Consider the following 24,921-nt stretch of genomic DNA (forward strand, 5'->3'; position numbering starts at 1 on the left):
ATTCCATTCCTACGCATTTCGGACTGTTCAGGTAACAGACTGAAAGGAGCAATGCGGGAGCGTCGAACATTATGCTCCAGACCTGCGCGAACGTGCAGGTGGCTCGGACCTAGGTGAATTGGGCCTGGGAACTTAGCGCGTGGGGAGAGGGTAGATCGGTCCGGGGAGGGGACGCGATCGGCTGTTTCACAACAGGCGGAAGGCCCTCTAGCTCGGGCGGCGGTCGATGACGGTACGGCGCTCGATGATGCGGGTTTCGAGGAAGACTTCAGACGCTTCCGTCTCCCGCTTTTCGATGAGCCGCAAGATATGGTCCGCGCATCGCTTGGCGATGCGGGTGTAGGGAACGTCGATGGTAGTAAGGGGGGGATCGGTGATGTCCGACCAGTTCGGAATCTCGCCAGCGATGACTGATATGTCTTCGGGAACGCGGACTTTCATGATTCGCTGGAGCGTATTGAGAGCTAGGATACCGAGACGTTCCTGGCCGGGGAAGTAGATGGAGTCGACCTGGCGGTCCACTAGGCGAGCGAGCGCGGGAACTAGGTTTTCCGGCGCTTCGATGATTTCGAGAAGCGTGGGGTCGAACTTCTTGCCGGCGGCGGCGAGGCTTTCGGAAAAGCCCTCCACGCGGCTTTGGGTATTGTCTTGAGACGAGGGATGCACGGTGACGATTCCGGTTCGCTGGTGTCCCCGCTCGATGAGGTAGTTCGCAACCGCTCGGCCTTCGGCGACGTGGTCCCAGCCGACGACGTGGAAGCGGTCCGACAGACTGAAGCGGTTGATTGCCACCATCGGCGTATCCTTTATGGCGCTGAGGCGTTCCAGCACGGTTTCGTCCCAGCTGAATACGAAGACGCCGTCGAATATCTGCCGGCAAAGCTGATCCACCTGGTCGTCGCTGAAAACGGTGAGGCCGATGTTTCGCGAGGAGAGTTCGCGCAGCAGCTCGAAGGTCACGTTCATGACGTAGCCACCCTTCCAGTAGTCGTTGCCGTTGGTCATGGCCAGGGCGATCTGGATCTGCCGCTTGGGCGGTCTCGGCTTCACCCCGAGGCGCCGGCTCGTAGCAAGGATCCGCTCGCGCATCTCGGAGTTAACCCCTGAAGAATTGTTCAAGGTCCGGCTCACCGCGTAAACGGAGATTCCAAGCTCGTTCGCTACATCCTGGATGGTCGGCTTGCTGGATTTCGAGCGGGTCTTTTTAGGGGCTGCTTTGGGCATTTTATCTACGAAAGCGTTCGGGGAGAGCTGGCCATTCCTAGCGCCACTCCGCTGTAAAAGGAGCCACGACTGCGCGAAACTGTCAAAAAAAATTGCTTGCAGGTGCAAAGATTGCGCTGAAACCTGCAAAAGTTAGTGAAGATCGTGGTTCATTCGCTTTTCCCGATCGGGAAGCTTGCCCGTCTCGCTAGCGTTCGAATCATTCTCGCTACCGTTGTCCTAGCGCAATTGCGAAAGCTGCATGCAATCTCGCTGTTTCGAAAGCCCCCACCCGTTTAGGCCTACCCCTTCAAGCCCTTTTTTCGATGCCCCTTACTAAGATTTCCGGTCTGTTGCCCGCTAGAGTCGCGGGAGCGTGGAGAGAAAGCTGGGGCGCGATCGCGCTCGCCGGCAATAGCGAGCTTCTAGTGGCAAGGGCGGGGACTTCGATCGTTTAGGAGAGCAGGGCCGTGGGAATGCTAAGGTTTCAGTTTTTTCTGGTTTACGGTTCTGCCGCTACCTTGGGCCCTTATATCGCTTTGTTCCTGAGGGATCGTGGCTTCGGGGAGGAGCGGATTGGTTATATCATAGGATTTTCCGGTTGGGCGATCATGCTCAGTCCGGTGGTGGTGTCGGGCTTGGCCGACCTGAGGGCGTCCCCGAAGCGTTTGCTGAGCGGATTAAGCGTCCTCGCTACGCTTGCGATTGGCGGGCTGCTCGTATCCGAACAGTTCGGGCCGATCTTGGGCTGCTTTTTTCTGTTCACGCTTTCCTATGCGGCCATGACTCCGCTTTTGGACGGCATTTTTTTCCAAACGCGAAAGCTTCGTCCTAGGGTTGGAGGAGAGGGGCTGCACTACGCCGATTTTCGCATTTGGGGCACGTATGGATACATCGCGCTCTTGCTGATGCTGTTCTTTCCGATTCGGCAATCGGGAGCGGTGGAGACTGCGTTATGGGCCGGTCTCATTTGCTATCTCCTGATCGGGGTAGGGGCTTGGTTCATGCTGGAGGGAAAGCGCCGCGAGCAATGGAAGGGGGCGGCCGTCCTACCGTCCAAGTCGGCTTTCAAGGCCTTGCTCAGTCGGCGTTCGATAGCGTTCACGGGGGCGATGTTTTTGCTCATATGCGTGTCGGCAGGCTTTCACACAATATATCCTGTCTATTTAGTAGAGGAGTTGGAGCTGCCGCGGCATTGGGTCGGCATCGTGATCATACTGGGAACGGTTGTAGAGATAGTTTGGATACTGGGCCTTAAGCCTTTGGAGCGGCGCTGGGGGCTGCGATCGGTGATGCTGGGAGCGGTTACGTTAACGGGACTTCGCTTCGCCCTGCTATTTGTTTTTCCCACGCTCGAGGTAGCGATCGCTACCGAGCTGCTGCACGGAGCGATGATTTGCGGAATGTTCGTCATCCCGCCTTCGGTTCTGGACGATATGGCGGATGACGGAAACCGGAACTCCATCCAGGGAGTTTTTACCATGCTCGTGGTTGGGGGAGGACGCTTCGTCGGCACGGTGCTGACGGGGCATGTCGCCGCCTGGGACCACCGGGCGGTGTACTGCCTGTTTTTCCTCATCGCTGCGCTTTCCTTTGGCCTCCTTTGGTTGGGGTTCCGTCCCGCCCGCGAGGCGAGATAGGTGGCCTGGTCGACGTGGTCGCAGCCGCGGCCGATGGTTTTACACGGTGCGTGGAACTGCCTTTGATTGTGCTAAAACCTAGCCAAATATGGCGAAAATTAGTTTGCGTACCTAAAATTTAGGATGCATACCTTTTGCCATCGGTTCGAAAAGACCTCGCTAGGACCGTTGCCCCAATACCCCCCAAAAACCTGTCACTGCCCCTTAAGCTACTGCTTTAGTCGCGTTTCATTTTGCGGACGTAATGAGGCTTCGGTTTGCGTCCGGCGCGGGACGATCGAGACCGGTCTATCACCTACAAGAGATTGAACTATAAAGACTAAACCAATGAACTATCTTCGCGTACCACCTGCAGATATGGGTCGACCGATCTGGTCGGCCTGCTTAGGGATAAGCTTATCCTTGGGCGTCGTTTCGCCGTCCGTCTATTCGCAAGAATCCGAGAAAGAAATCTTCGAGCTTTCGCCGTTCCAGGTCAGCGCTGACGAAGACGTGGGCTACCGTTCGACTTCCACCTTGGCGGGAACGCGCCTGAAGACGGAGTTGGGCGACTTGCCGAATTCGATTACGGTAGCGACCAAGGAGTTGATGGATGACCTGAACGTAACGGACGCCACGAACCTGCTTCCGTATCTCGGCAATATCGAAACGTCGGGGCCTGACGGGACGTTCTCGGGAGGCAATACGGCGGGGTCGGTGCAGCTCGAAGGGCGGAATCGAAATCCGGAAAACAACAATCGAATCCGAGGCTTGGCCAATGCGGATTCCACGCGAAACTACATGCCCACCAGCATCGGTTTCGATTCCTACAACGTGGACCGCGTCACCGTAAACCGCGGTCCCAATTCGACCCTTTTTGGCTTGGGGGCGCCTGGCGGTATCATCGATAACACTACAATTTCGGCTAACTTCGCTACCCGAAACAAGGTCGAGATTACCTGGGCCTCCTTTGACAGCTACCGATTCAATTTCGACGTGGAGCGGGAGTTGGTCGAAGGCAAGCTGGGCATTCGCGTAGCCGGGCTAACCGACCGCAAGCATTGGAGGCAGTCCTTCTCCTATGAGAACGACGATCGGCTGACGATCGCGGCGCTCTACCGTCCGTTCGAAAAGGCGAACCTGCGCCTTAGCTACGAAGCGGGGGAGGTGGACGCCCGTCGCCCCAGGATCAACGCGCCGCGCGACGGAGGCATTACCCGCTGGTGGGACCCGGCGTTCAACCAGATCACCCACAACCCCTTCGAGGACGAGTTCGGCACCATTGACCGAGATCTCGTTCGCGCCCCGGGGGATTGGTTCGGAAACCCTGCTGTTGTCTACGAGACAGATGGCCAGGAGGGCAGCCGGCTTAATTTCGCATGGGAAAACACGGTTCGGGACGGATCTCGCTTCAGGGCCTACACGGTCGGCCTGACCAGAGGCGACCAATGGTTTCCTTCGGCTACGGCGGCCGACGCTGGCATCGAGTTCGGATCCTTCTACGGCAACAACGAAGTGATCGATCGTTCCATTTTCGACTGGGTGGAAAAGCGGCTAGATGGCCCCAACGCTCGGGAGTGGGAAGATTTCGACGTGATCAATGCGAGCTACGACCAGTCATGGGACTACAGTCTCGGTTCGTACGGATTCGAGCTTTCCTACATGAAGGAGGGGATGGAGCGCAGCTGGTTCGACCTCCTGGGCGGCGATCGCGGTTATTATATAACGATGGATATCAACGAGACCCTGAACTGGGGCGAGCCGAATCCCAACTTTGGACGGCCCTACGTGGCGTCCAACAACCAACGTCAGCAAAACAATATCGATCGCAACGTGGTGCGTGGCACTGCCTTCTATGAGCTGAACCTCAAGAATACGGACGGCAATGTCTGGAAATGGTTCGGTCGGCACACGGGCACTCTCTTCGGTCAGGAGTACGAGATCGATCGCGGAACCATCAACGGCCGCAACCTAGTGGATCCGGCCTACCTCGCCGCATCCCAGAACGGCGAGCAGAGGCTCACGACGGGCGGCGCCCAGGCCCGTACCCAATTCTACGTCGGCCCCAGCTTGGCCAACGCTGACAGCGCGGTGGGGGCGAACCTGCCGGGCATCACGAGCGTTCTTCGTACGGACACCACTACCGGTTGGTTCTTCGATGAAAACGCGGGCGGCGACGGAGCTTGGACCACCATGCCCGTGACCATCGGCGATGTTCGCGACGACGCGACTTTCTACAACCAGATCCATGGGCAGTCCTTGAATCGCCAAGTGACCGAGTCGAAGGCCTACGTGCATCAAGTCTACTTCTTCGACAAGGAGTGGCTGGTCGGCACCTGGGGCCGCCGCACGGACAAGGTGACCACCTACGGCGGGGTTGCCACCAGAGACGCAACGACCAACCTGTTCGATTTGGCGTCGCGCCAGCTGGAAACGGTGCCGAATGACACGCCGTTCGAGGAGACGACGGAATCGCTGGGAGCAGTGTTGCATGTGCCGGATATGATTCCACTGCCCGATGGGGTTGACCTCTCGTTTCACTGGGGCGAGTCGGAGAACTTCCAGATATCCGCTCCGCGCATCAACTTGTTCGGGAACCTGATCCCGCCCCCGCAGGGCAAGACGACCGACGAAGGCTTCAGCATCGGGCTTTTTGAGAACAAGCTGTACTTGAAGTTCAACTGGTACGAGTCGGAATCCGGCAACGTAACCTTCGGCTACCCGGGGTTCCTTTTCGAGACGGACCGCCGTATCATCCGATACAATACGCAAGCCGATCGTGATGCGGCTGGCTACCAGGGGCCGCCGGACTTCTACAAGCAGCTCACTGGCTGGGAGATCATCGAAGGCGCGAGCACCGATAGCGGGCAAAGCGTTCAGCAGTCCGGCACGGACTTCGCCCTTACCGACACTCAGAGCACGACCTCGCGGGGCAAGGAGATCGACGTGATCTACAACCCGATGAGCAATTGGAGGATTTCGCTAAACATATCTCAGCAGGAAGCGGTTTCTAGCAACATCGCGCCCGCTACGGTCGAGTATTTGACCTATCGCATCGACGAGTGGACTAACCCGAACAACCCGGCTTCCTTCCTCATTGCGGACGAATCGGATCAGCCGGTAAATATCCGCGTTTTCGATACGCTGCTGAATGGACTCAATAGCTCGCTGGCTCGCGAAGGCCAGCTGGTCGGGGAACTGCGCGAATGGAGATGGAACCTCGCGACGAACTACCGTTTTGAGGATGATTCCGTATTCAAAGGTTGGAACATTGGCGGCGCTTTCCGTTGGGAAGACAAGAAAGCCGTCGGGTACCCGATCACTTTGCAGACCCTCGACGGACAAACGCTTCCGCTTCCCGACTTAGCCAATCCTTATACGGACGATGCCGTGGAACGGCTCGACCTGTGGGTAGGGTACAAGAAGAAGATAATGGACGGGAACGTGGACTGGAAGCTGCAGCTTAATCTAGCGAACGCATTGAGCGATGGCGAAATTATCACGACAGTTGTCCAGACTGACGGGACGCCGCGTTCCGTGACCTGGAGGGAAGGCCGCACCTTCCGACTGCGTTCGACCTTCGAGTTTTAGGGAAACGGTAGACCGCTTTGTTACCCCGAGCCCGGGCGTTCGCGCGCCTGGGCTTTTTCGCGTTTAACGCGAGGCAAATACGGGAGCTCTGCGGCTTTTTGGGTAGGGATTCGCGTTGCCTGTACGAGAATCTGGATACGGCGATGCGGGCTTTGCCGCCGGCCGCGAAGAGTGACTTTTTGAAGGACGGCCTTGCGGACCTAGTTCTGAAGTTGTTCGACTACGGTCGCGATCGACTGTGGTGGGAGGGTGAGCGTTCCTTGGCTCAGGATCTCATCGAGTCGCTTCAGATCGTGGTTCCGGTTCGTTAGGTAGACCTTGGAATCGCTTGGCGTTTCGCCTTGGCCCCAGGAGAGCTCCAGCTCGATCGTTTCGTTCGAAAGGTTGGATACCACGAGCACGCCCTCCGCCTTGTCTGGGGATAGGTAGGCGCTGGCGAGCAGGCTTCGTTCGCCGGCATCGTCGAGGAGTGGGGGCGACTGGGTTTCTACTCGTTGGTAGCCGGGCCGGATGAAGCGGCTGTAGTGCCCGAGGGCGGCGAGGTTTTTAGAGGCGAGGTGGCTACCGCCGGAAGTCAGGTCGCCCGGCGTGTTGGGGACGAGTTCGAGCAGGAGGTAGCGGTTCATTCCGTTACGGTCTTCGGCCAGGGCGGTCCAGAAGGACCAGGAGGCGACGTCGGCTTCGGTAAGGTCGAAGTGGATGATTTTGGCGATAAACTGGGCGACTTCCCAGGCGTCCTGCGGTTTGTTATTTTGGATACGGTCGAGGGCGATCAGGCTGTATTCCGTTTGGTGAAGCTGAACCTCGAACCTTTCGGCAAGCTGTTTGGACTCGCGGCGGGTGCGGAGAATCTCTTGTTCCGAGCCATTGGTCCAGTAGCTGTGCACCGCGAATCGATTCCCGACGGAAGGAAGGTCGCCGAGGTAGGTCGAGCTTTTCGGGGAGAAGAAGGCGGCGAGCTGATGGCTGTGGTAGGATTGGCCCTTGCGCTCGAAGAGGTTTCGCCAATCGGCGGCTTCCGGGACGAGCAGCTTGGTGGGGAGCCTGCGCTCGCTGAAGGTGGCGTCCAGGGCCCGGGCCATTTCGAAGACCTCGCGGTTGGTCCAGGGACTGCCTTCTTGCTTGCTGGTTTTCCAGGCGTATTGGGGCTCGTTGATGGGACTGAGGTAGTCGAAGGGGAGGCCCCGCGACTCGAAATGCTCGAGGACGTCGCAGAGGAAGTTAGCGAATTCCTGGCGTTTGCTGGAGCGGAGATTGGAGCGGAAGCCTCCGGATCCGTGGGCGATGCCGTTGCGGGTCATGGAAACGGGAGGGCTGTTGGTGAAGGCGACAAGGGTTTCGACTTCGTAGCGGTGGGCTTCCTCGAGGAACCACTGCTGGCCGGACTGCCTGTTCCAGTCGTAGCTCCCGTCCGGCTGGAGGAAGCCTTCTACGCGGCGAGTCGGGTTGCTGATCTGGCTGGCCTTGCCCTGCTCGGCGCTGCCGGCCCCGATGTTGAAGCGCCAGATCGAGAGCCCGATGCCGAGCGGGTCTCCAGACTCGTCGAAGTCCTTGCTGAAGAGGCGGCGTGCCATTTCGGCTTTTTCCTCGTCGTCCCAGTACTTGCCCACGAAGTCGACGTTCCAGGCATCGGAGGCGCCGAAACCTTCGAGGGTCTGGCGGATTTCGTGGGTATTGGCGGCGATGCGGATCGGCTTTTCGCCTCCAGCCGCCTCCGCGAAGCAAGAACACCCGAAGCATGGGGCGAGGGCGGCGGCGATCGTTCTGGATACGGATTGGATCATGGAAATCGGGGTCGAGCGCCATCGTTTTGGCGTTCCTTTTATCCGAAAGAAGTACGTGATTTTCCTGCGGTCCACCTTAATAGAACGAACCTACACGTTCGTGCAGGAGAATGGGGAGCGAGATTTTTGCCTTTATCTTCCGCACAAGACCTTGCTTGGTAGGGCACGAGGAATCCTCAGCTTGTCCTCCCACTCGACCCCCTAAGATGTGATGACCCAAATAAACGTTTTGTTAACCGGCTTAGCCCTGTGCTGCTTATCCGCTCTCGTGGCAGGGCTCGAGGCTGCGGAGGCGACGAAAGGCCCTGCGAACGCTCCGCGGGTAAACGTGCTTTACATCAACGCCGACGATCTCGGTGTCATGGATCTTGGATACATAAGCGATCGCTACCGTACGCCGCATATCGACCGGCTGAGGTCCGAAGGAATGCTCTTTAGCGAAGCCTATGCGCCGGCGGCGAACTGCGCCCCGAGCCGCGCTTGCGTGTTTAGCGGTCAACTGGGGCCGCGGCATGGCGTCTACACGGTGGGGAGCTCGGAGCGGGGGAAGGCGCGGGATCGGAAGATCGTTCCGGTCGAGAACGTCCCGTTCCTGCCAGCCGGGAACCTGACGCTGGCGGAGGTATTCCAAGAGGCTGGCTACCGCACGATCCATCTCGGCAAGTGGCATGTGAGCAAGGATCCCTTGGAGCGCGGATTCGACATCAATGTCGGCGGCGACGGCGGCGGGAGCCCTACCGGCGGATATTTCGTTCCTTTTGGGAAGGGGTCTATGGAGTCGTTCAACGAGTCTTATCCCGTCGGTACCCACAGAGTGGATATCTATGCGGACAAAGCGGTTGAATTCCTGCGGGAGAGCCAAGAGCAGCCCTTTTTCATGCACATGGCTTTTTACTCGGTGCATACCCGGCTGGAGCCGGTGCCGGAGTACGTGGAAGGCTACGATGCCAGCGAAGTCGACCCCGTGTACGCGTCGATGATCGAGAAGATGGACGAAGGTATCGGGCGCATCCTCGCCGAGCTCGACGCCCTTAGCCTACGCGAGCGAACCTTGATCGTTTTCAGCTCTGACAACGGCGCCCTGCGGCATATTTCGAGCCAGGATCCCTACCGAGCGGGCAAGGGCTCGTATTTCGAGGGAGGCATCCGCATTCCTCTGCTGGTCAGCTGGAAGGGACGGATCGAGGAGGGGGCTCGTTGCGAGGTTCCGGTCAGTGGGATTGATTTCTATCCAACCTTTCTGGAGGCGGCGGGACTGCCGGTTCCAAAGGGAAAGCGATTGGATGGAACGAGCCTGCTGCCCTTGCTGAAGCAGGAGGGCGGCTTTCCGGAGCGGGCCTTGTTCTGGCATTTTCCGATCTACTTGCAGGCCTACCGGGGAGAGGCGGACGGGGCTCATGATCCGCTCTTTCGCACGCGTCCGGGCTCGGTGGTGCTTAGCGGAAAGTGGAAGCTGCACGAGTATTTCGAAGATGGCCGCGTCGAATTGTATAATTTGGAGCGGGATCTGGGCGAGCGGGAAGACGTTTCCAGCGCGTATCCGGAAAAGGCGGACGAGCTGCGTCGCTTGCTGGTCGAATGGCGTCGGGAAATGAATGCGGAGGTTCCGCATCTGGCGAATCCGGACTACCGGGAACGCTAGTCCTTCGGCTGGCGCCCTACCTAAACGTGTAGTGTGGGGCTGTCCTATTTGGTTGGACTCTTTCTTGGGGATCGGGAGAGGATTCACCCTTATCCCTTCGGTCGACGGTTTGCCGAGATCGTATCCGCATCACGCCTGCCTGATTGTCCAGCCCCGATGGACTTATCGAAGGAGCAAGTTCCCCCTGTATAAAAATTGTTGATATAAGATGAACGCTATTGAAGTTATATTATTCGTTGTCGCCGTGGTGGGCGTTATTTGGCTCGGGATTTGGAAGAGCAAAGGCGCTGGTGATGCGAGCGCGGGCGCTTCGGACTATTTCCTTGCCGGCCGCGGACTTACCTGGTGGCTGGTCGGCTTCTCGCTGATCGCGGCGAATATTTCCACGGAGCAGTTCGTAGGGATGTCCGGCGCAGCGGCGGATTGGCTGGGCATGGCGATCGCGTCCTACGAGTGGATGGCGGCCGTGACCTTGGTGATCGTAGCGTTCTGGTTCTTGCCGCGCTTCTTGCGGGCAGGGCTTTATACGATTCCCGAATTCTTGGAATACCGTTTCGGCAGCGTGGCGCGGCTGGCGATGGCTATTCCGGCGATCGTTACCTTGGTATTGGTAGCGACCGCGTCGGTTATCTATTCCGGAGCGAAGTTCGTATCCGAATACTATGTCGACGTTCCCTTCTTCAACAGCCTGACAGCGATGTGTTGGGCTATCGGTATTCTGGCGGCTGGATACGTCTTCGTGGGCGGACTGAAGGCCTGCGCTTGGACGGACCTGATCTGGGGCTCGGCCCTGGTCGTAGGCGGCGCCGTGGTGATGGTGTTCGCTTTTTCTCATTTGAGCAGCGCGCCGGCGGAGGAGTTGATCCTAACCAAGGTGCAGAACTCGGACGCTACGGTTGCCGACCTGGAGGCTGCGGGTGGCTGGGAGCGCTTTATGTTGCTGAACGACGGCAGGGACGGCGAGGCGGTCGCGGTGAACGGTCCGAACGGATCCGGCGGCAAGGTGCACATGGTGCGGCCTATCGAGGACAAGAGCATTCCATGGACGGCGTTGTTGGTCGGTCTTTGGATTCCTAACTTTTTCTACTGGGGCTTGAACCAGTACATCGTGCAGCGAACTCTGGGATCGAAGTCTTTGGCGGAAGGGCAGAAGGGTATCGTTTTTGCGGCCTTCCTGAAATTGATCATTCCTTTCGTTGTAGTGATTCCGGGGATACTGGCTTACAACCTTTTCAGCGGCGACCTGCTGAACGCTGCCACGGGAGAATACGACTACGATAGGGCCTTTCCCGTTCTCGTGCGCAACTTGATCCAACCGTACCCTTGGCTGTCCTGGTTCGTGCTGGCGGCTCTTTTCGGAGCGGTGGTGAGCTCCTTGGCCTCCATGTTGAATTCCGCTTCCACCATTGCGACCATGGACTTGTACGCCAAGTTTACGGGCGAGAAGAATAGCCATAAGCTGGTTAAGGTGGGCCGCGTCTTCGTGGTGCTTTTCGTTCTGCTGGCAGCGATCGAGGCTCCTTACCTCGACAACATGCGTAGCATCTTCGAATTTATACAGGAGTTCCAAGGTTACATTTCGCCGGGGATCTTGGCGGTGTTCATCCTTGGCTTCTTTTCTCCGCGTACGCCTAAGTTCTTCGGTTGGGTGGGCATCGTAGTGAATGCGGTATCGTACTTTCTCTTTGCCAAGTTCTTCGGTCCCTTGCTGGTCGAGAATGGGCTCTGGTACTCCGACGAGCTCGTTTTCCTCGATCGCATGGCGATCTGTTTCTTTATCGTATTGCTGACGGGGATCATCCTCACTGCGGTGAAGCCGCTGGAGAAGCCGGTCGTAATGCCGGTGAACGACAAGATCGATCTCCAGACCTCGCGTGGAGCGAGGATTGCGGGCATCGGCGTTTGCGCCATGACGGTCGCCCTCTACGCTATCTTTTGGTAAGGTCCGTCTCGCTGGCCAGCCTGCATGATCGTGCAGGCTGACGTGGGGGCGAGAATGTGGGATAGTCCAGCTTCTTGGCCTGGAACGAAGCGGGCGATTCGGGAGGGAAACTCGATTCGCGCCGGCCTTATCCCCTCGACGTGTCGATCTACCCCAATCGACTGCTTGCTAGCTTCGCTCTGCGTAGTGGCGCAGTGGAGACGGGTGGGCAGGGGCGTCGATAACCCCCAAAAATACTACATTGTTATGAGTATAGCTTCTTGGAAAACAAGAATACTAGCGGCGCTGCTTGGTGCCCTAATGCCTGCCATCACCCACGCGGGCATCACGATAGACTTCAACAATCAGAAACAACGAGTCGACATGGTCGGCGCCGACATGGAGCGTTCCGCCAATTGGCTGCAAAACGCGTCGAATACCGCTGATATTATTCAGTGGGTTTTCAACGACGCGAAGAACGTCGATTACTTGCGCGTCGTTTTCGATAAGAAGCAGGAGCTCACGGAAGGATCGCCCAACTTCGCCTTCTACAACACCCAAATCACCTCGATGCAGCAAATCCTTGCGGCGCATCCATGGGTTAAGTTTTGGGGAACCTTGAAGACGGACTACGATGGTTTCGGCACCAACAACAACTTGCCGGACTGGATCTATACCGGCGGCGGGTACAATGGCGGCAGCTACGATCCGACTCAGTTGGATACGACCAAGTACGCTGACTTCATCGTAGATTACCTCGAGTTGATGGACGATAACGCGGTCACGATTTCTTACTTTTCTGTAGGTAAGGAGTGGACACAGGTTATCGATGCCCAGCGCGAGAAGGAAACGATCGATAAGGTTACCGCCGAGTGCGCGGTGCGCGGGGTGCCGGTGCCGAAGTTCGTTGGCCCGGCAACCTGGGGAGTCGGCGGGGGAAACAATTTCCTCAACGCGGTCTCTGCCAATGGCTGGCAAGGTCGCTACTGGGGCTTTTGTACCCACGAGTACGACGGCGCTTCCGAATCGTCTTGGGAGACTTTCGTCAACAAGGCAGCATCGATGGGAAAGAAGTCCTACAACGAGGAGAGCAACCTCGGAGGGGGCGGTCCTACCTATGGAGTGGAAGTTGATATAGCTAACCCTATATCAAAGTTCTCCTCCCGCGCTCGCTTTTATCGAGCAGGGTTGGATGGCGAAGTGGTTTTCGAAAACTGGTCCCGCGGCGTAACCAAGGAAACCCGTTCGATCTACTTCACTAATAACCAACCGGGAGTGCGCATGCGTGGATACTATATCTGGAAAGCGTTTACCGGAAACACGGTTTGGGGGTATTACGTAACCACGAACAAGTCGAGTAACCTGAGCAATTTGGAAACCATGACCTTCCGTAAGGGAAATTCGGTGACAACTTGGGTGATGAACAACTCGGGCACCACTTACTGGAATGTGTACTTTGGCTTGTCCGGAAAAACGCTCAATGCGAGCGAAAGCGTGCAAAACCTGTATTGGACGAATTCCACTGCAGCCACGGGTACGACGCATACCTTCGAGGAGATGAATGCGACGCAGTTCAAGCGCACGATTCCAGCGAACTCGATTTGCCGTTTCACCTACACGATCAACTAGAACCTCGAATCGTTTAATATGAAAGCAAAGGCAGTCTTAACTCACTCGCTTGTTTTCGCCCTTGGGGCTGCCGCCTCCTATTGGGCTGTTGCTTCCGGCAGTACGGAAGAAACGCTCGCCATCCGTAGTGAAAGGGAGGATACGAATAAGGTTTCGCAGACGGGCGTTTATCCAAACGTCGCTGCATTCCCTCGGAAAGCTGGATTTAGTTCGGAAGAGCTCGATCGTTTGCTAGGAAGGCAGGGGCAGAGTGAGCTGCTTTCCTATTTTTCCGAATGGGTCCGCGTAGATGCGCAGGCCGCGTTCGATGCGATGATGGCCTTGGACGATCGTGACCAGCGAAACGAGGTGGCTATGGCCTTGTACGAAAGCTGGGGTGAGCTGGATCCGGCGGCGGCCTTGCAGTCCTTGGATAGGATGAAGCGGGGAGATTTGTGGAATCTCTCGTCGGTTATGTTGACGCGGGGATGGTCGCTTTCGGACCCGGTCGCCGCATCTCGCTTCGTGGACGAGTTGCCGCCAGGAGGATTGCGCGTGCAGCATGTATCGGCTTTGCTAGGGAATTGGGCGGCTGCGGATCCAAAGGAAGCTCTGCAGTGGGCTGGGGCTTTGCCGAGCTTGTCGGAGCAGCGGGAGGCCTTGAGCGTTGTATTTGGAAAATGGGGATCGCTGGATCCCGACGAGGCTTTCGCGGAATTGTCGCGCTTCGATGACGGGCCTTGGAAAAGCGAGAACTATGCATCGATTTTGAGAAGCTGGGCTACTGCCGACGCCCAGGGCGCGGCTGAGTACCTGTTGGATGAAACAGCCTTGCAAAGGGTCGATTCGCAGGTCTTGGCGGCGGTTGCGACGCAATTCCTAGAGGACGATCCAGCGGTCGCGGTGGCTTGGATCGGCAGCTTGCCGGATGCCCGGGCCCAAGCTGCGACGGTGATAAACGTGATGTCGGAGCTGACGCGGCTGGCGCCGGAGTCGACGCGAGAGCTGCTGAGCGAAATGCCAGCTGCCGTGTCGGAAGGCGCTTGGCTCCAGTACACCAACGTATGGGCGGGCGAAGATCTGGAAGCGGCGGCGCAATGGGCAGGCTCGCTGACGGATCCGGCTTTGAAGTCGGAAGCGGTGAAGGGCGTGGCCTTGCGTTTGAGCGGAGAGAGTCCGGAGTCGGCGGCTCGTTGGGTTGCTAGCCAGGAATTTGCGGGGAGCGAGCGACTGCTGGTGCAGCTCTTGTCCGAATGGGGCGCCCACGAACCTTACAAGGCGTATCGGATGGCGGCTGAGAAAGTGCCCTCCCAGTACCTGGAAGCGGCGACCTACCAGATCGCCTCTTCGCTTACGCGGGAAGACCCTGGCTTGGCGGCGGAGTGGCTGGAGGTTTTGCCTAACGACGATACCCGCTCCACCTTGACGAACGGCGTATTTGAAGAGTGGGTACGGCTGGCTCCGGAAGAGGCCCGCGTCTATGCCGAGTCCCTTGAAGATCCTGTGAGTCGCAGGGCTGCCTTCGAAGCCTGTTTCGAGCACGCCCGGCGCTACGACGCTTCCAGCGCCTTTGCGTGGCTGGAGAGGGAGGGCATGCTCGGCATCAACGACCAGCAGTTGCGAAACGCCTATTATGGTTGGGAAGCGAAGGCGCCGGACAGGGCCCGAGAGTGGGCGGAACGAAACGCGCAATGGCTGAAGCTGGGTATCGATTGAGAACCTTTCGGCTGAGTCGCACCTGCTTGAACGTGCAGGCTGACGTTTCGCTGCGGATATGCGAGACTGCTCAATTATGCTGCGAGGATCCGGCTCGCCCTGCCGATTCCGGAACGCGTTTGCTGAACCTCGCTGCGAGCCCTACCTTTTTTCTTTAGAATGAAATCCCTGCTATTGATCGCCCCTTTATTGCTTGTCGCCTTTCCATGCTTGGCCCGTTCGAGCTTCGACGCGGACTGGAAGTTTATGCTGGCCGATGTTCCCGCCGCGAAATCGCCCGCTTTCGACGATAGCGATTGGCGGAAGCTGGACCTGCCGCACGATTGGAGCATCGAGGGCGAGTACCGAAAGGATAACCCGATGGGCGGAACGGCTGGCTATTTGCCGGCGGGCATTGGCTGGTATCGCAAGACGGTCGAGGTGCCGCAGGAATGGCGCGGCAAGCACGTGGAGATCGCTTTCGACGGCGTTTACATGAATAGCGAGGTATGGGTAAATGGGCAGTTCCTGGGGCGCCGTCCCTATGGTTGGATCTCGTTTTCCTACGATATCAGCAAGTTTATCCAAGAATCGGATACACTGACCTTTGCGGTTCGGGTGGACAACGAGAAGCAGCCCTCGGCTCGTTGGTATACCGGGAGCGGCATCTACGCCCAGACCTGGATTGTGGTGAAGGAAAAGGTCCACGTCCCCTCCAACGGGGTCTTCGTGCGTACGGAAGGGAATCAGGTCAAGGTAGATACGGAAGTGCTCAACATGGAGCCTGTGGGCAAGACCCTGCGACTGCGAACCCGTATCGTCGATGCCGAAGGCCGAGAGCAGGCCAGCGTCGTCGATTCGCTGCTGCTTACGGCAGGCGAGCGATCGACTGTCGCCCAGCGGGTCAGCTTGCAGAACGCGCGGCGTTGGGATTTGGATACGCCTTATTTGTATCGAGCGATCTCCGAACTGGAGATCGACGGTGAGTGGGTTCCTTCCGAAGAGACGCGGTTCGGGGTGCGAGACATCGAATGGAAGGCGGAATCGGGCATGTGGATCAATGGAAGGAACGTGAAGCTGCAAGGGATCTGCAACCACCAGGACGCTGGAGCCTTGGGGGCGGCGGTGCCGGACAAGATCCTGCGTTTTCGCATCGAGCAGCTGAAGCGCATGGGGGTGAATGCGATCCGCACCGCCCACAATCCTCAGACTCCGATTTTCTACGACATTTGCGATGAGCTCGGCATGCTGGTGATGGACGAAATTTTTGACGGTTGGCGTCGCAAGGCCAAGCACGACTATGGGGCTTACCATTTCGAGGAGTGGTGGCAACGGGACGTGACCGACTGGATCAAGCGCGACCGCAATCATCCCTCTATCGTGATCTACAGCGTCGGCAACGAAACCCATGGTGAGGTGGCGCCGGACTTAGTAGCCCTTTGTCATGAATTAGATGATACACGGCCGGTCACCTCCGGGCAGTCGGGCGCTCAGCACATGGATGTACTGGGAATGAACGGCGGTAGCGAAAGTGTGGGATGGTTCGACGGCCGCCAGGAGGACCGAGTGATTATCGGTACTGAAAATACGCATACATGGCAGGTGCGCGGTTACTATCGGACCCATACCTGGTACCGGGACGGCTTTCCGAACAAAGGAAGAACCCACGAGATTCCAAATCTGACGGAAGAGGAGATCTTCACCTACGATTGGGTGCTGGAGAAGGACCGCGGAAATCGCAAGCAGGTGTTCAACTCCAGCTACGACAATGCGACCGTGCGCTCTACGGCCCGTCACAACATCGAGCAGATCCGCGATATTCCTTTTTTCGCGGGATCGTTTCGCTGGACGGGGCACGACTATATCGGCGAGGCCAGCTACGTGCATGGCGGCTGGCCGTTTCGGGCTTTCATGGGCGGGGCCATCGACCTCGCGAATTTCGAGAAGGACCTTTATTATCTCTACCAAAGCCAATGGACGGAGGAGCCGATGGTGCATATCTTGCCGCATTGGACGCATCCTACTATGGAGCTCGGAACGGAGATTCCGGTGTGGGTGTACTCGAATTGCGACGAGGTGGAGCTGTTTTTCGATGGTCGTTCGCTGGGCAAGCAGTCGCCCGGCGAGAAATGGGACGAGATGCAATGCGACTGGATGGTACCGTGGAAGCCGGGCAAGCTGAAGGCGGTCGGATACCGGAACGGGAAGCGGGTCAGCGAGCAGAGCGTGCAAACCGCCGGGGCGCCAGTCCGTATCGCATTGTCGGTGGACGGGGAGGGGCTTGCGCCGGTCGACAAGGACGTCGCCCAGGTAAGGGTTGCGGTGACCGACGAAGCGGGAACGTTTTATCCCTACGGCGAAAACCGGACCTTTTTCCGAGTCTTGGGCGAGGGCGACATTCGGGCCCTGGACAACGGCAGTCCGGTGGACGTGGAACCGCACTATGGCGTTTCCAGCCGCAAGGCCTTCTATGGACTGACGCGGGCCTACATCGAATCGGGCGACGGGGCGGCGAACGTTGCCCTGCTGGCGGGCTCCATCCTAGGGGATCCCAAGCTCGAGGTCTTTCAACGGGTCGCCATAGATGCCCAGCTCCTGGGCTTGCGCGGAGCTCAGCCGGAATTCGGTATCGAGATTTTCTATACATTGGACGGGCAGGAGCCCAGCCGCCGTTCCCAGCGTTACGATGGCCCGTTTCCAGTGGAGCCGGGCACGACAGTGCGAGCTCTGGTCTACTTGGACGGGGAGCCCGCCTTGGCGATGCAGGAACGCTTCGCCAAGGATCTCGGTTTCGTGTGGGATTCCGGAGCGGGCGCCTTGCCGGCGGGAGAATCGTCGGCCGTTGACCAAGCGGAAGACGCGAAGTTCACGGGAGCGACGGTGAGGCAAAGCGGCAAGGGCTTCCGAGGGCGCGGCTACCTCGATTTCGGCAATCGCATGGGCTCGATAGAGCTGTACCAGGAAAACGATGGTGGAGCCGGCAAGGCGACCTTGCTTATTCGCTATTCCGGAGAAGCCAAGGGCAAGGCCGGTCGGACCATGATTCTGACGGTTAACGGCGTATCCAAGCGGATTTTGCTCAAGAACACGGGCAGCTGGGGCAGCGACTGGAAGGTTTTTCGCGCCGAGATCGAGTTGGTTCGCGGAGCCAACACCATCGAGCTTTCCACCGACGGGCGAGGCGGCATGTATATCGACGAGATCGGCCTGGGCGACTGATTCGCCAGGGGCGGCGGCCCTTCTTGGGGCTCTGGGGAGGCTCGGTCCGTATCCTTTTGGGTATGTGGGCCTTAAAAGAAAGGGTGGATTTATTTGCTACTTTTCTTAACGGAAAGTAGTTTCTGGTTTGTTAACGCAAAAGAGGGCTTTTGTCCTCCGTTTTCTTCCCCCCCATCCCCCCATTTCCCCCAATTCGCATGCCCCATAGTGAAGCAGAGAAATCCCGTTGGTTCGTCGATTCGGTATTACCTTATGAGTCCGGTTTGCGAAGATGGATTCGGTCTCGTTTCTCTGGGATAAAGGATGTGGACGATCTCGTGCAGGAAACGTTTTCCCGCATCTTCAAGGCCTACGAATCCGGACCGGTGCCGAATCCGCAGGCCTACCTCTTCGTGGTTTCGCGCAACTTGGCGATCAACCAGCTCCGGCGCATGAACCTGGAGTGTCCCCCCGAGAGCGAGCGCGTAGATCCCATGCTGCTTGTTGACGAGATGGCCGGTCCCTTCGAGGCGACGGCCCACCAGGAAGAAATTGAGACTTTAGTGGGCGCGATCCAATCGTTGCCCGAGCGCTGTCGCCAAGTGATGACCCTGCGAAAGGTTTACGGCCTCTCGCAAAAGGAGGTGGCAGCTAAACTGGGAATCGCGGAGCACACCGTCGAGGCGCAGGTTCGCATCGGCATGCGCAAGTGCACCGCAATTCTCCGCAAGCGAGGTTACAACACTCGAGATAGACGATGAAAGACGTTCCTTTTGAATTCGATGAAAACTCTCCAGTCGAGATAGCCGCTTCGGAGTGGTTCGCTCGCTTGGATCGCGGGCTGACCGCCGACGAGCAGGATCGGTACGTCGAGTGGCTGGCGAAGGACCCGCTTCATCGCGAAACGATAAACCGCTACCAAAGCGACTGGGAGAACTTCGACCGCTTGGCGGGGATCCACTTGAAGAGCCATGCTCGGATCGATCCCGACCTGCTGGCCCCCGCGAGGGAGCAGGGCAGCCGTTGGGCTCGCTGGGGGCGGAACTTGGCGATCTTTGGCCCGCTGCCTTTCGCCGCCATCGTGGTGCTGACGCTGTTCTTCGTTTTCTCGGGCCCTGAGGAGTCCGCCGGCTTGAAGTTGCAGCCGGCAACCGAACTGCTGGCCCGCATCGAGCAGAAGACCTTAGCGGATGGTTCGATTATCGAGATGAACCGGGGCGCGGAGGTCGAAGTTGCCTACTCCGCAGCGGAGAGAAGGGTATTTCTCAAGAAGGGGGAGGCTAACTTCGATGTCGCGAAAGATCCCGATCGCCCGTTCTTGGTCAACGTGGCTGGCGTGGACGTGCAAGCGGTTGGTACCATTTTCAGCATTCGTCTCCAGGAGGACGAGGTCGACGTCATTGTGACGGAAGGAGTGGTGAAGGTGAAGCCGTCGAATTCCGCGCCCGCGGCTCCGCGGGGCGCCGTCAGCGACACCTTTTTGCAAGTGGGCCAACGGGCGAAGGTGGACATCGGCAGCGCTGCTCCGGTTATCAACGTGAGCGCCATCGACGATCGAGAGGTTCAGGAAAGGCATCTTTGGAAGCCGCGACTGCTCGATTACGACAAAATTTTGCTAGGCGAGATAGTGAAGGAGTTCAATCGCAGCAATCCGGTGAAGGTGGTGTTGAGCGACCCGAGCTTGGAAACGATCAGCTTGAGCAGCACGTTTTGGTCGGACAACGTCGAAGGCTTCGTTCGCCTCATGGAATCTAGCTTCGGCATGGAAGCCGAGTGGCGGGGAAGTCGGGAAATTCTCCTGCGAAAGGCTCGTTGATCAATATTGCTAGGCAGTCGTTTATAGAAATTTGGAATAGATATATTAACCGCTCCCGCATCGTCTGCTGCGGGACGTTCGCGCTGCGGCATATAGCATTTATATAAAAACAATAGATGAGGTTTCGTTCGAATCTGTCAGTCCCCGCAAGCGCGATCGCTTGCATCGTTTTATGCATGGTAATGCTAGGGTGCGCTGCGGAAAAGGAACGGGTCTCTCTGGACGTGCCTGCAGGCGACGCGGTGAAGACCTTGAAGGAGTTCGCTCGCCAGACGGAAGTGGAGATCGTCTACGATTTGCAGAGCGTGAACGGAGTGCGAACGAACGCGGTATCCGGGCGCTACGATCCGGAGGTTGCTCTGCGGATTATGGTGCGCGGTACCCCGCTCCAAGTCGACTACGAGCGAGAAACGGGGGCCTATGCGGTATTTCGAGAGAAATCTTAGTTTTGTATGTTTTGTGATTTAGAAGGGATCCAGCGAATATAGATAGATGAAAGAAAAATACATAGATAATATTAAATTTAGTTAACGGAAATGTCGGGTTCGAATGTTAACTGTATTAGATGGCTCTAGTACTCTTAACGTTTGAAGCCGAATTGATGTTTCCCAATGAATGGGTAAAGCGATATTCAGTTTTCGGCGGCAGCAATGGGCTGTGGGGATTCTCTTCATTATGATCTCCATCGCTCAGTCTGCTTTAGCATCCAGTCTCGTCAGCTTTGACATAGACGTCGGAGATGCGAGCTCAACGCTTCGCGCCTTCGCTCGACAGGCGAGGGTTAGCCTTGTGTTGGACCGTGCGAACGTGCAGGGCGTTCAAACGAAAAGGGTTACTGGGGCCATGGAACCTAGGATGGCGCTTCAGCGCATGCTAGAAGGCACGCCTTTGGTTTTCGAAGAAGATTTGGAGACCGGAGCGTTTGCTGTTACGAAGTCTGCGATCGGGGCTAGCGCTCCAGTTGCGGACGATTCGAATGCGAACCCCATGGATATAAATGCAATGACCCCAAAAAAGAATAAACCTCTGAAAACCCTCGTGTCGGTACTGACGCTGGGGATCGCGGGTAGCGGCGGACCGCTATCTGCTCAGGATGACCAGAGCGACGAAGTTTTCGAACTGAGTCCTTTCGTCATCGAGTCGGAAAAGAATGCTGGATACCTCTCAACCTCGACCATGGCGGGCACTCGCCTGAAATCGGACCTGAGGGATGTCGCTTCTTCGATCTCCGTCGTCACCAAGGAATTCCTCAACGATACCGGCTCCACTGATTTGAACGAGTTGCTCGTATACACAGCGAACACGGAAGCCTTCGGAGCTGGCGGCAATTTCTCGAACGACGATGGCGGCCAAGCCACGGATACCGCGACGGAACGCGCCGAGCCGCAGCGCACGACGCGCGTGCGCGGTCTGGATCCGGCCGACCTGACTCGTAACTATTATCTAACGGATATCGCTGCGGACAGCTATAACACGGATCGCATTTCGATCAACAGAGGAGCGAACAATATATTGTTCGGCCTAGGAAGTCCCTCCGGTATCGTGAACCAAACGACTTCCCAAGCGAGCCTTAGCGATGACTTTGGGGAATTCGTAATGCGTTTCGATAGCGAGAGCAGCATTCGCGCATCGATCAATTATAACAAGGTCCTGATTGACGATAAGCTTGCGATTCGCTTCGCGGCTTTGAACGATAATCGCAACTACAAGCAGAAGCCTGCTTACGACGACGATCAACGTTTCTATCTGGCTGCCACTGCCAAGCTTTGGAAGGGCCTGACCTTGCGAACGAACTACGAGACCGGGAGCGGGACGGCGAACCGTCCGAATCCGGTTGGGCCGCCGGAAGCGCTTTCAGGTTGGTTCCACTCGCAGGATTACGCCTCGGGCAACGTGGAGCGCGTCATCTGGGATTCCTGGACGCGGCAGGCCGAGATCGGCGGAAATATGCGGGCCCAGTGGATACCAGGCCAGGTCAGCCTGCCTCTCACCTTGGACGGGATGCGAAATGGCGTACCGAATCTGCCGCGGGTAACGTGGTCGGAGGGACGACTCGAGGATGGAAACATCTATAATACTCGCGGCGCCTTCGCCTTCTGGTCGGATCCCAATGCGCAGAATCCGGACTATGGTTCGCAAAACCGCATCAACGAGAACTCCCAGGCTCGCGACGACCCTCGCACGCCGGAGTTCGACTCCGCGGAACCGGGCTTCTATTCCGGCTACGGCCTCTATAATGGCGTGGAAGCTCGCGCCGAAATGGGCGTAGTGCGTAACATCGGACGCGTTCAGCGTCGCGTGGCGGAGCGCAACATGGGCGATCTGGATAGCTTGGGGCTGGTCTTGGGCCGGGACGTCGGGTTGCGGTTCATAGAGCAAGGCTTTACCGATACCTCCATCTTCGATTTCACCAACAATCTTATATCAGGAGGCACTTCCTTCCAGAATTCGGATTTCGATGCTCATAATCTGACCTTGGAGCAGCTCTTCATGGACGGGAAGCTCGGCTTCGAAGCGGCGTATGACCAGCAGGACTACATGGTGGACTATTTCGCGCCATTCCGGTCGGACCGCTCCCAGCAGGTTTTTATCGACATCAATACGGCCTTGCCGACGGGAGAGTTGAATCCGAATTTCGGGCGTCCCTTCGTTTCGGCCCAACCGCTGACCAAGACCACCCGCATGACGGATCGCGAATCGATGCGCTTCACCGGTTTCTACAAGCTCGATCTCGAGGAGATGTACGGCGACAGCGTCGGCGATTTCTGGTCGAAGTTTCTGGGAACCCATACGATCACCGCGATGTACAACGAGCAGAGCATCGATGAGCTTAGCTACGACCAAGGCTTGAAGTGGGGCGACGACGCCTTCAACCGTGCTTTGAACGACGGCAAGAATGCGGGACGACTTCTGTACAACGACGCCGCGACCGACGTGCAAGCCATCGTATACATTGGCGATCCGGTTATCGACGCGCCGAATTTCGAGTCGGTGAAAATCGGTCGCATCGGCGATAACGTGCGCATGTGGAACCCAGGCGGCAGCGTCGCCAACGTGCTTTACTGGGACCCAGGCGTCGATCCCAACGATCCTCGTTTCCCTGCTCAGAACAACCGAGGGCTTCCGCTCTTGGATGACGAAGGGAACGTGCAAGACGTCGAGGAGGCGATTATCCTGAGGGACGGCAAGGTTGTGCAGCGCGATGTGCAGTTGATCGCCGCTACGTTAAACGCTTTGCGTCAACGCGACGAAATCGATTCCCATGCCTTTATCGCCCAGAGCAAGTTCTTTGATGGCAATCTGGTCGGCACCTTTGGCTTCCGCGAGGACACCTCGGACAACTACACCAACGACTCGGCCGAGATCTTGCCGGACGGGCAGGACAACCTCGTCGGCTTTTCCGCCCTCGACGGTCGTTTTGCTAGCGTGACGGACGAAACCTTCAGCTGGTCAATCGTCGGACATCTGCCCAAAAGCTGGGTCGAGTTGCCGTTCAAGTCGGAGCTTTCCTTCCACATTGGCGAATCCGAAAATTTCCAGGCGGAAGCGGGAGCGGTCGACCGTTTCTTGAACCCGATCGCGCCGCCCAACGGATCCACCAAGGAAATGGGCTTCACGCTATCGATGTTCGAGCGCAAGCTCTACGCTCGCGTCAACTGGTACGAGACCAGCGTGAACAACAGCGTGGCGGACTCCTATGTCGATAATGGGATTTCTGATACGATTAACCGGGCGAACACTTGGCTCGAGCAAGCAACCGCGCTCGAAGATTACGCGAACGATAGCATGTTCGACGACAATCCCGACGGACGCGCGGACATGCTGGGTACGGTCGATATCGCTCGCAAGGCGGCGACCTTGCTCTGGGAGAACCAGGAGATATTGCCGGACGCGGTTAAGACGAACTTCGGCGATCCAGCTGCGAGCTATGGCAGCGACGGGTACCTGCGTCAGCTGAACCTGTCCACCTTTGCGGCTCCGTCTGGGATGTCGGATACGCAGGACCTGACGGCGGAAGGCGTGGAGTTCGAGATCGTCTACAACCCGACCCAGAACTGGTCCATCCTCGCTAACGTTTCGCAGCAGCAAGCGATGCGGGCGAATGTGGCCCCGCGTTCGGAAGCGTTCTACAACGCTTTCTTTCCGCAAGCCTCGACGCCTATTCCCGGTGTTTCCGGCATGACCTTGGCGGACCATTTGGTGTCCTTCTTCGAAGGAGCAGGGGGAGCGATCCGTATCTACAATCCGGAGCTCGGCGACTACGAAGCTCGTACGGATCTAGGAACGGAGCGCAACGACCTCGGCAACCGCTGGTTCCAAAACGAACGCTCGGTAGGCGACTACCCAGCCTTCTTGACCCTGAAGAGTTCGGAAGGGGCGCCGCAGCCGGAACTTCGCGAATGGCGCGTGAACTTCGTTACCAACTACAGCTTCTCGGAGGGCCGCTTCGATGGGCTGGGCGTCGGGGGAGCGGTTCGCTGGCAGGATGAGGCAGCGGTGGGATACCCCACTGTCTTTATCCAGCCGGAAGGCGGCAGCGAAGGCATCTACGTCGGCGATATCAACAATCCCTACTTCGACGAAGCTCAGACGAACGTCGACATGTGGGCGAGCTATCGCATTCCGATGAAGAACGACACGATCCGCTGGAAGGTTCAGCTGAACGTGCAGAACGTGTTTGCCCAAGAGGACGACGTCATCACGACCGCTGTTAATCCGAACGGCAAGGCAGCTCGCGTGCGCTTCGCCCCGCAACGTACCTTCTTCGTCACCAATACGATTGAGTTCTAACAGATAGGGTTCGCGGTAGCGAATCGAAACAGGCCCGTAGAGCGATCTACGGG

General features: G+C 57.7%; 13 protein-coding genes. 11 read left to right on the forward strand and 2 right to left on the reverse strand.

The features are described from left to right. Nucleotides 1–207: 207 nt before the first annotated feature. On the reverse strand, nucleotides 208–1,224 hold the full coding sequence (locus tag QEH57_RS13105) for a LacI family DNA-binding transcriptional regulator (protein WP_309007199.1): 1,017 nt from the start codon (nucleotides 1,222–1,224) through the stop codon (nucleotides 208–210). A gap of 455 nt (nucleotides 1,225–1,679) precedes the next feature. Here QEH57_RS13105 and QEH57_RS13110 point away from each other — a divergent pair, with 455 nt between their 5' ends. Both QEH57_RS13110 and QEH57_RS13115 read left to right on the forward strand, forming a co-directional pair. Continuing rightward, the gene (locus tag QEH57_RS13110; RefSeq protein WP_309007200.1) at nucleotides 1,680–2,843 is read left to right on the forward strand and encodes an MFS transporter; all 1,164 of its coding nucleotides are present in this window, start codon (nucleotides 1,680–1,682) and stop codon (nucleotides 2,841–2,843) included. A 327-nt stretch (nucleotides 2,844–3,170) separates the two neighbouring features. Further along, nucleotides 3,171–6,413 carry a TonB-dependent receptor plug domain-containing protein gene (locus tag QEH57_RS13115; RefSeq protein WP_309007201.1) on the forward strand — a complete coding sequence of 1,081 codons (3,243 nt, stop codon included), beginning with the start codon at nucleotides 3,171–3,173 and terminating at the stop codon, nucleotides 6,411–6,413. Between the two features lie 200 nt (nucleotides 6,414–6,613). Here QEH57_RS13115 and QEH57_RS13120 read toward each other — a convergent pair whose 3' ends face one another. Beyond that, nucleotides 6,614–8,197 (reverse strand): glycoside hydrolase, encoded by a 1,584-nt coding sequence (locus QEH57_RS13120; protein WP_309007202.1) that lies wholly within the window; start codon nucleotides 8,195–8,197, stop codon nucleotides 6,614–6,616. 211 nt (nucleotides 8,198–8,408) lie between these two features. Between QEH57_RS13120 and QEH57_RS13125 the strand changes: the two genes are divergently transcribed. From QEH57_RS13125 to QEH57_RS13165, 9 genes are all read left to right on the forward strand, one after another. Continuing rightward, nucleotides 8,409–9,839, forward strand: a complete 1,431-nt coding sequence (locus QEH57_RS13125; RefSeq protein ID WP_309007203.1) for a sulfatase — start codon at nucleotides 8,409–8,411, stop codon at nucleotides 9,837–9,839. A gap of 208 nt (nucleotides 9,840–10,047) precedes the next feature. Next, the gene (locus QEH57_RS13130) at nucleotides 10,048–11,781 is read left to right on the forward strand and encodes a sodium/solute symporter (protein WP_309007204.1); all 1,734 of its coding nucleotides are present in this window, start codon (nucleotides 10,048–10,050) and stop codon (nucleotides 11,779–11,781) included. Nucleotides 11,782–12,081: 300 nt separating this feature from the next. Continuing rightward, entirely contained in the window at nucleotides 12,082–13,389 is a 1,308-nt protein-coding gene (locus tag QEH57_RS13135) for a hypothetical protein (protein WP_309007205.1), read from the forward strand. Between the two features lie 18 nt (nucleotides 13,390–13,407). Further along, nucleotides 13,408–15,084 carry a hypothetical protein gene (locus QEH57_RS13140; RefSeq protein WP_309007206.1) on the forward strand — a complete coding sequence of 559 codons (1,677 nt, stop codon included), beginning with the start codon at nucleotides 13,408–13,410 and terminating at the stop codon, nucleotides 15,082–15,084. 159 nt (nucleotides 15,085–15,243) lie between these two features. Further along, on the forward strand, nucleotides 15,244–18,282 hold the full coding sequence (locus QEH57_RS13145) for a glycoside hydrolase family 2 TIM barrel-domain containing protein (protein WP_309007207.1): 3,039 nt from the start codon (nucleotides 15,244–15,246) through the stop codon (nucleotides 18,280–18,282). 197 nt (nucleotides 18,283–18,479) lie between these two features. Further along, nucleotides 18,480–19,022, forward strand: coding sequence for an RNA polymerase sigma factor (locus tag QEH57_RS13150; RefSeq protein WP_309007208.1), 543 nt, complete (start codon nucleotides 18,480–18,482; stop codon nucleotides 19,020–19,022). After that, on the forward strand, nucleotides 19,019–20,077 hold the full coding sequence (locus QEH57_RS13155; protein ID WP_309007209.1) for a FecR domain-containing protein: 1,059 nt from the start codon (nucleotides 19,019–19,021) through the stop codon (nucleotides 20,075–20,077). The genes QEH57_RS13150 and QEH57_RS13155 overlap by 4 nt, the downstream gene beginning before the upstream one ends. A 176-nt stretch (nucleotides 20,078–20,253) precedes the next feature. Continuing rightward, complete coding sequence (locus QEH57_RS13160) at nucleotides 20,254–20,523, forward strand: STN domain-containing protein (protein WP_309007210.1); 270 nt, start codon at nucleotides 20,254–20,256, stop codon at nucleotides 20,521–20,523. 397 nt (nucleotides 20,524–20,920) lie between these two features. Then, a complete protein-coding gene (locus tag QEH57_RS13165) occupies nucleotides 20,921–24,868 on the forward strand; it encodes a TonB-dependent receptor plug domain-containing protein (protein WP_309007211.1) in 3,948 nt (1,315 codons plus the stop codon). The last annotated feature ends 53 nt before the right edge of the window (nucleotides 24,869–24,921 follow it).

Source organism: Pelagicoccus sp. SDUM812005 (assembly GCF_031127875.1).
In the GTDB taxonomy this organism is placed as follows: domain Bacteria; phylum Verrucomicrobiota; class Verrucomicrobiia; order Opitutales; family Opitutaceae; genus Pelagicoccus.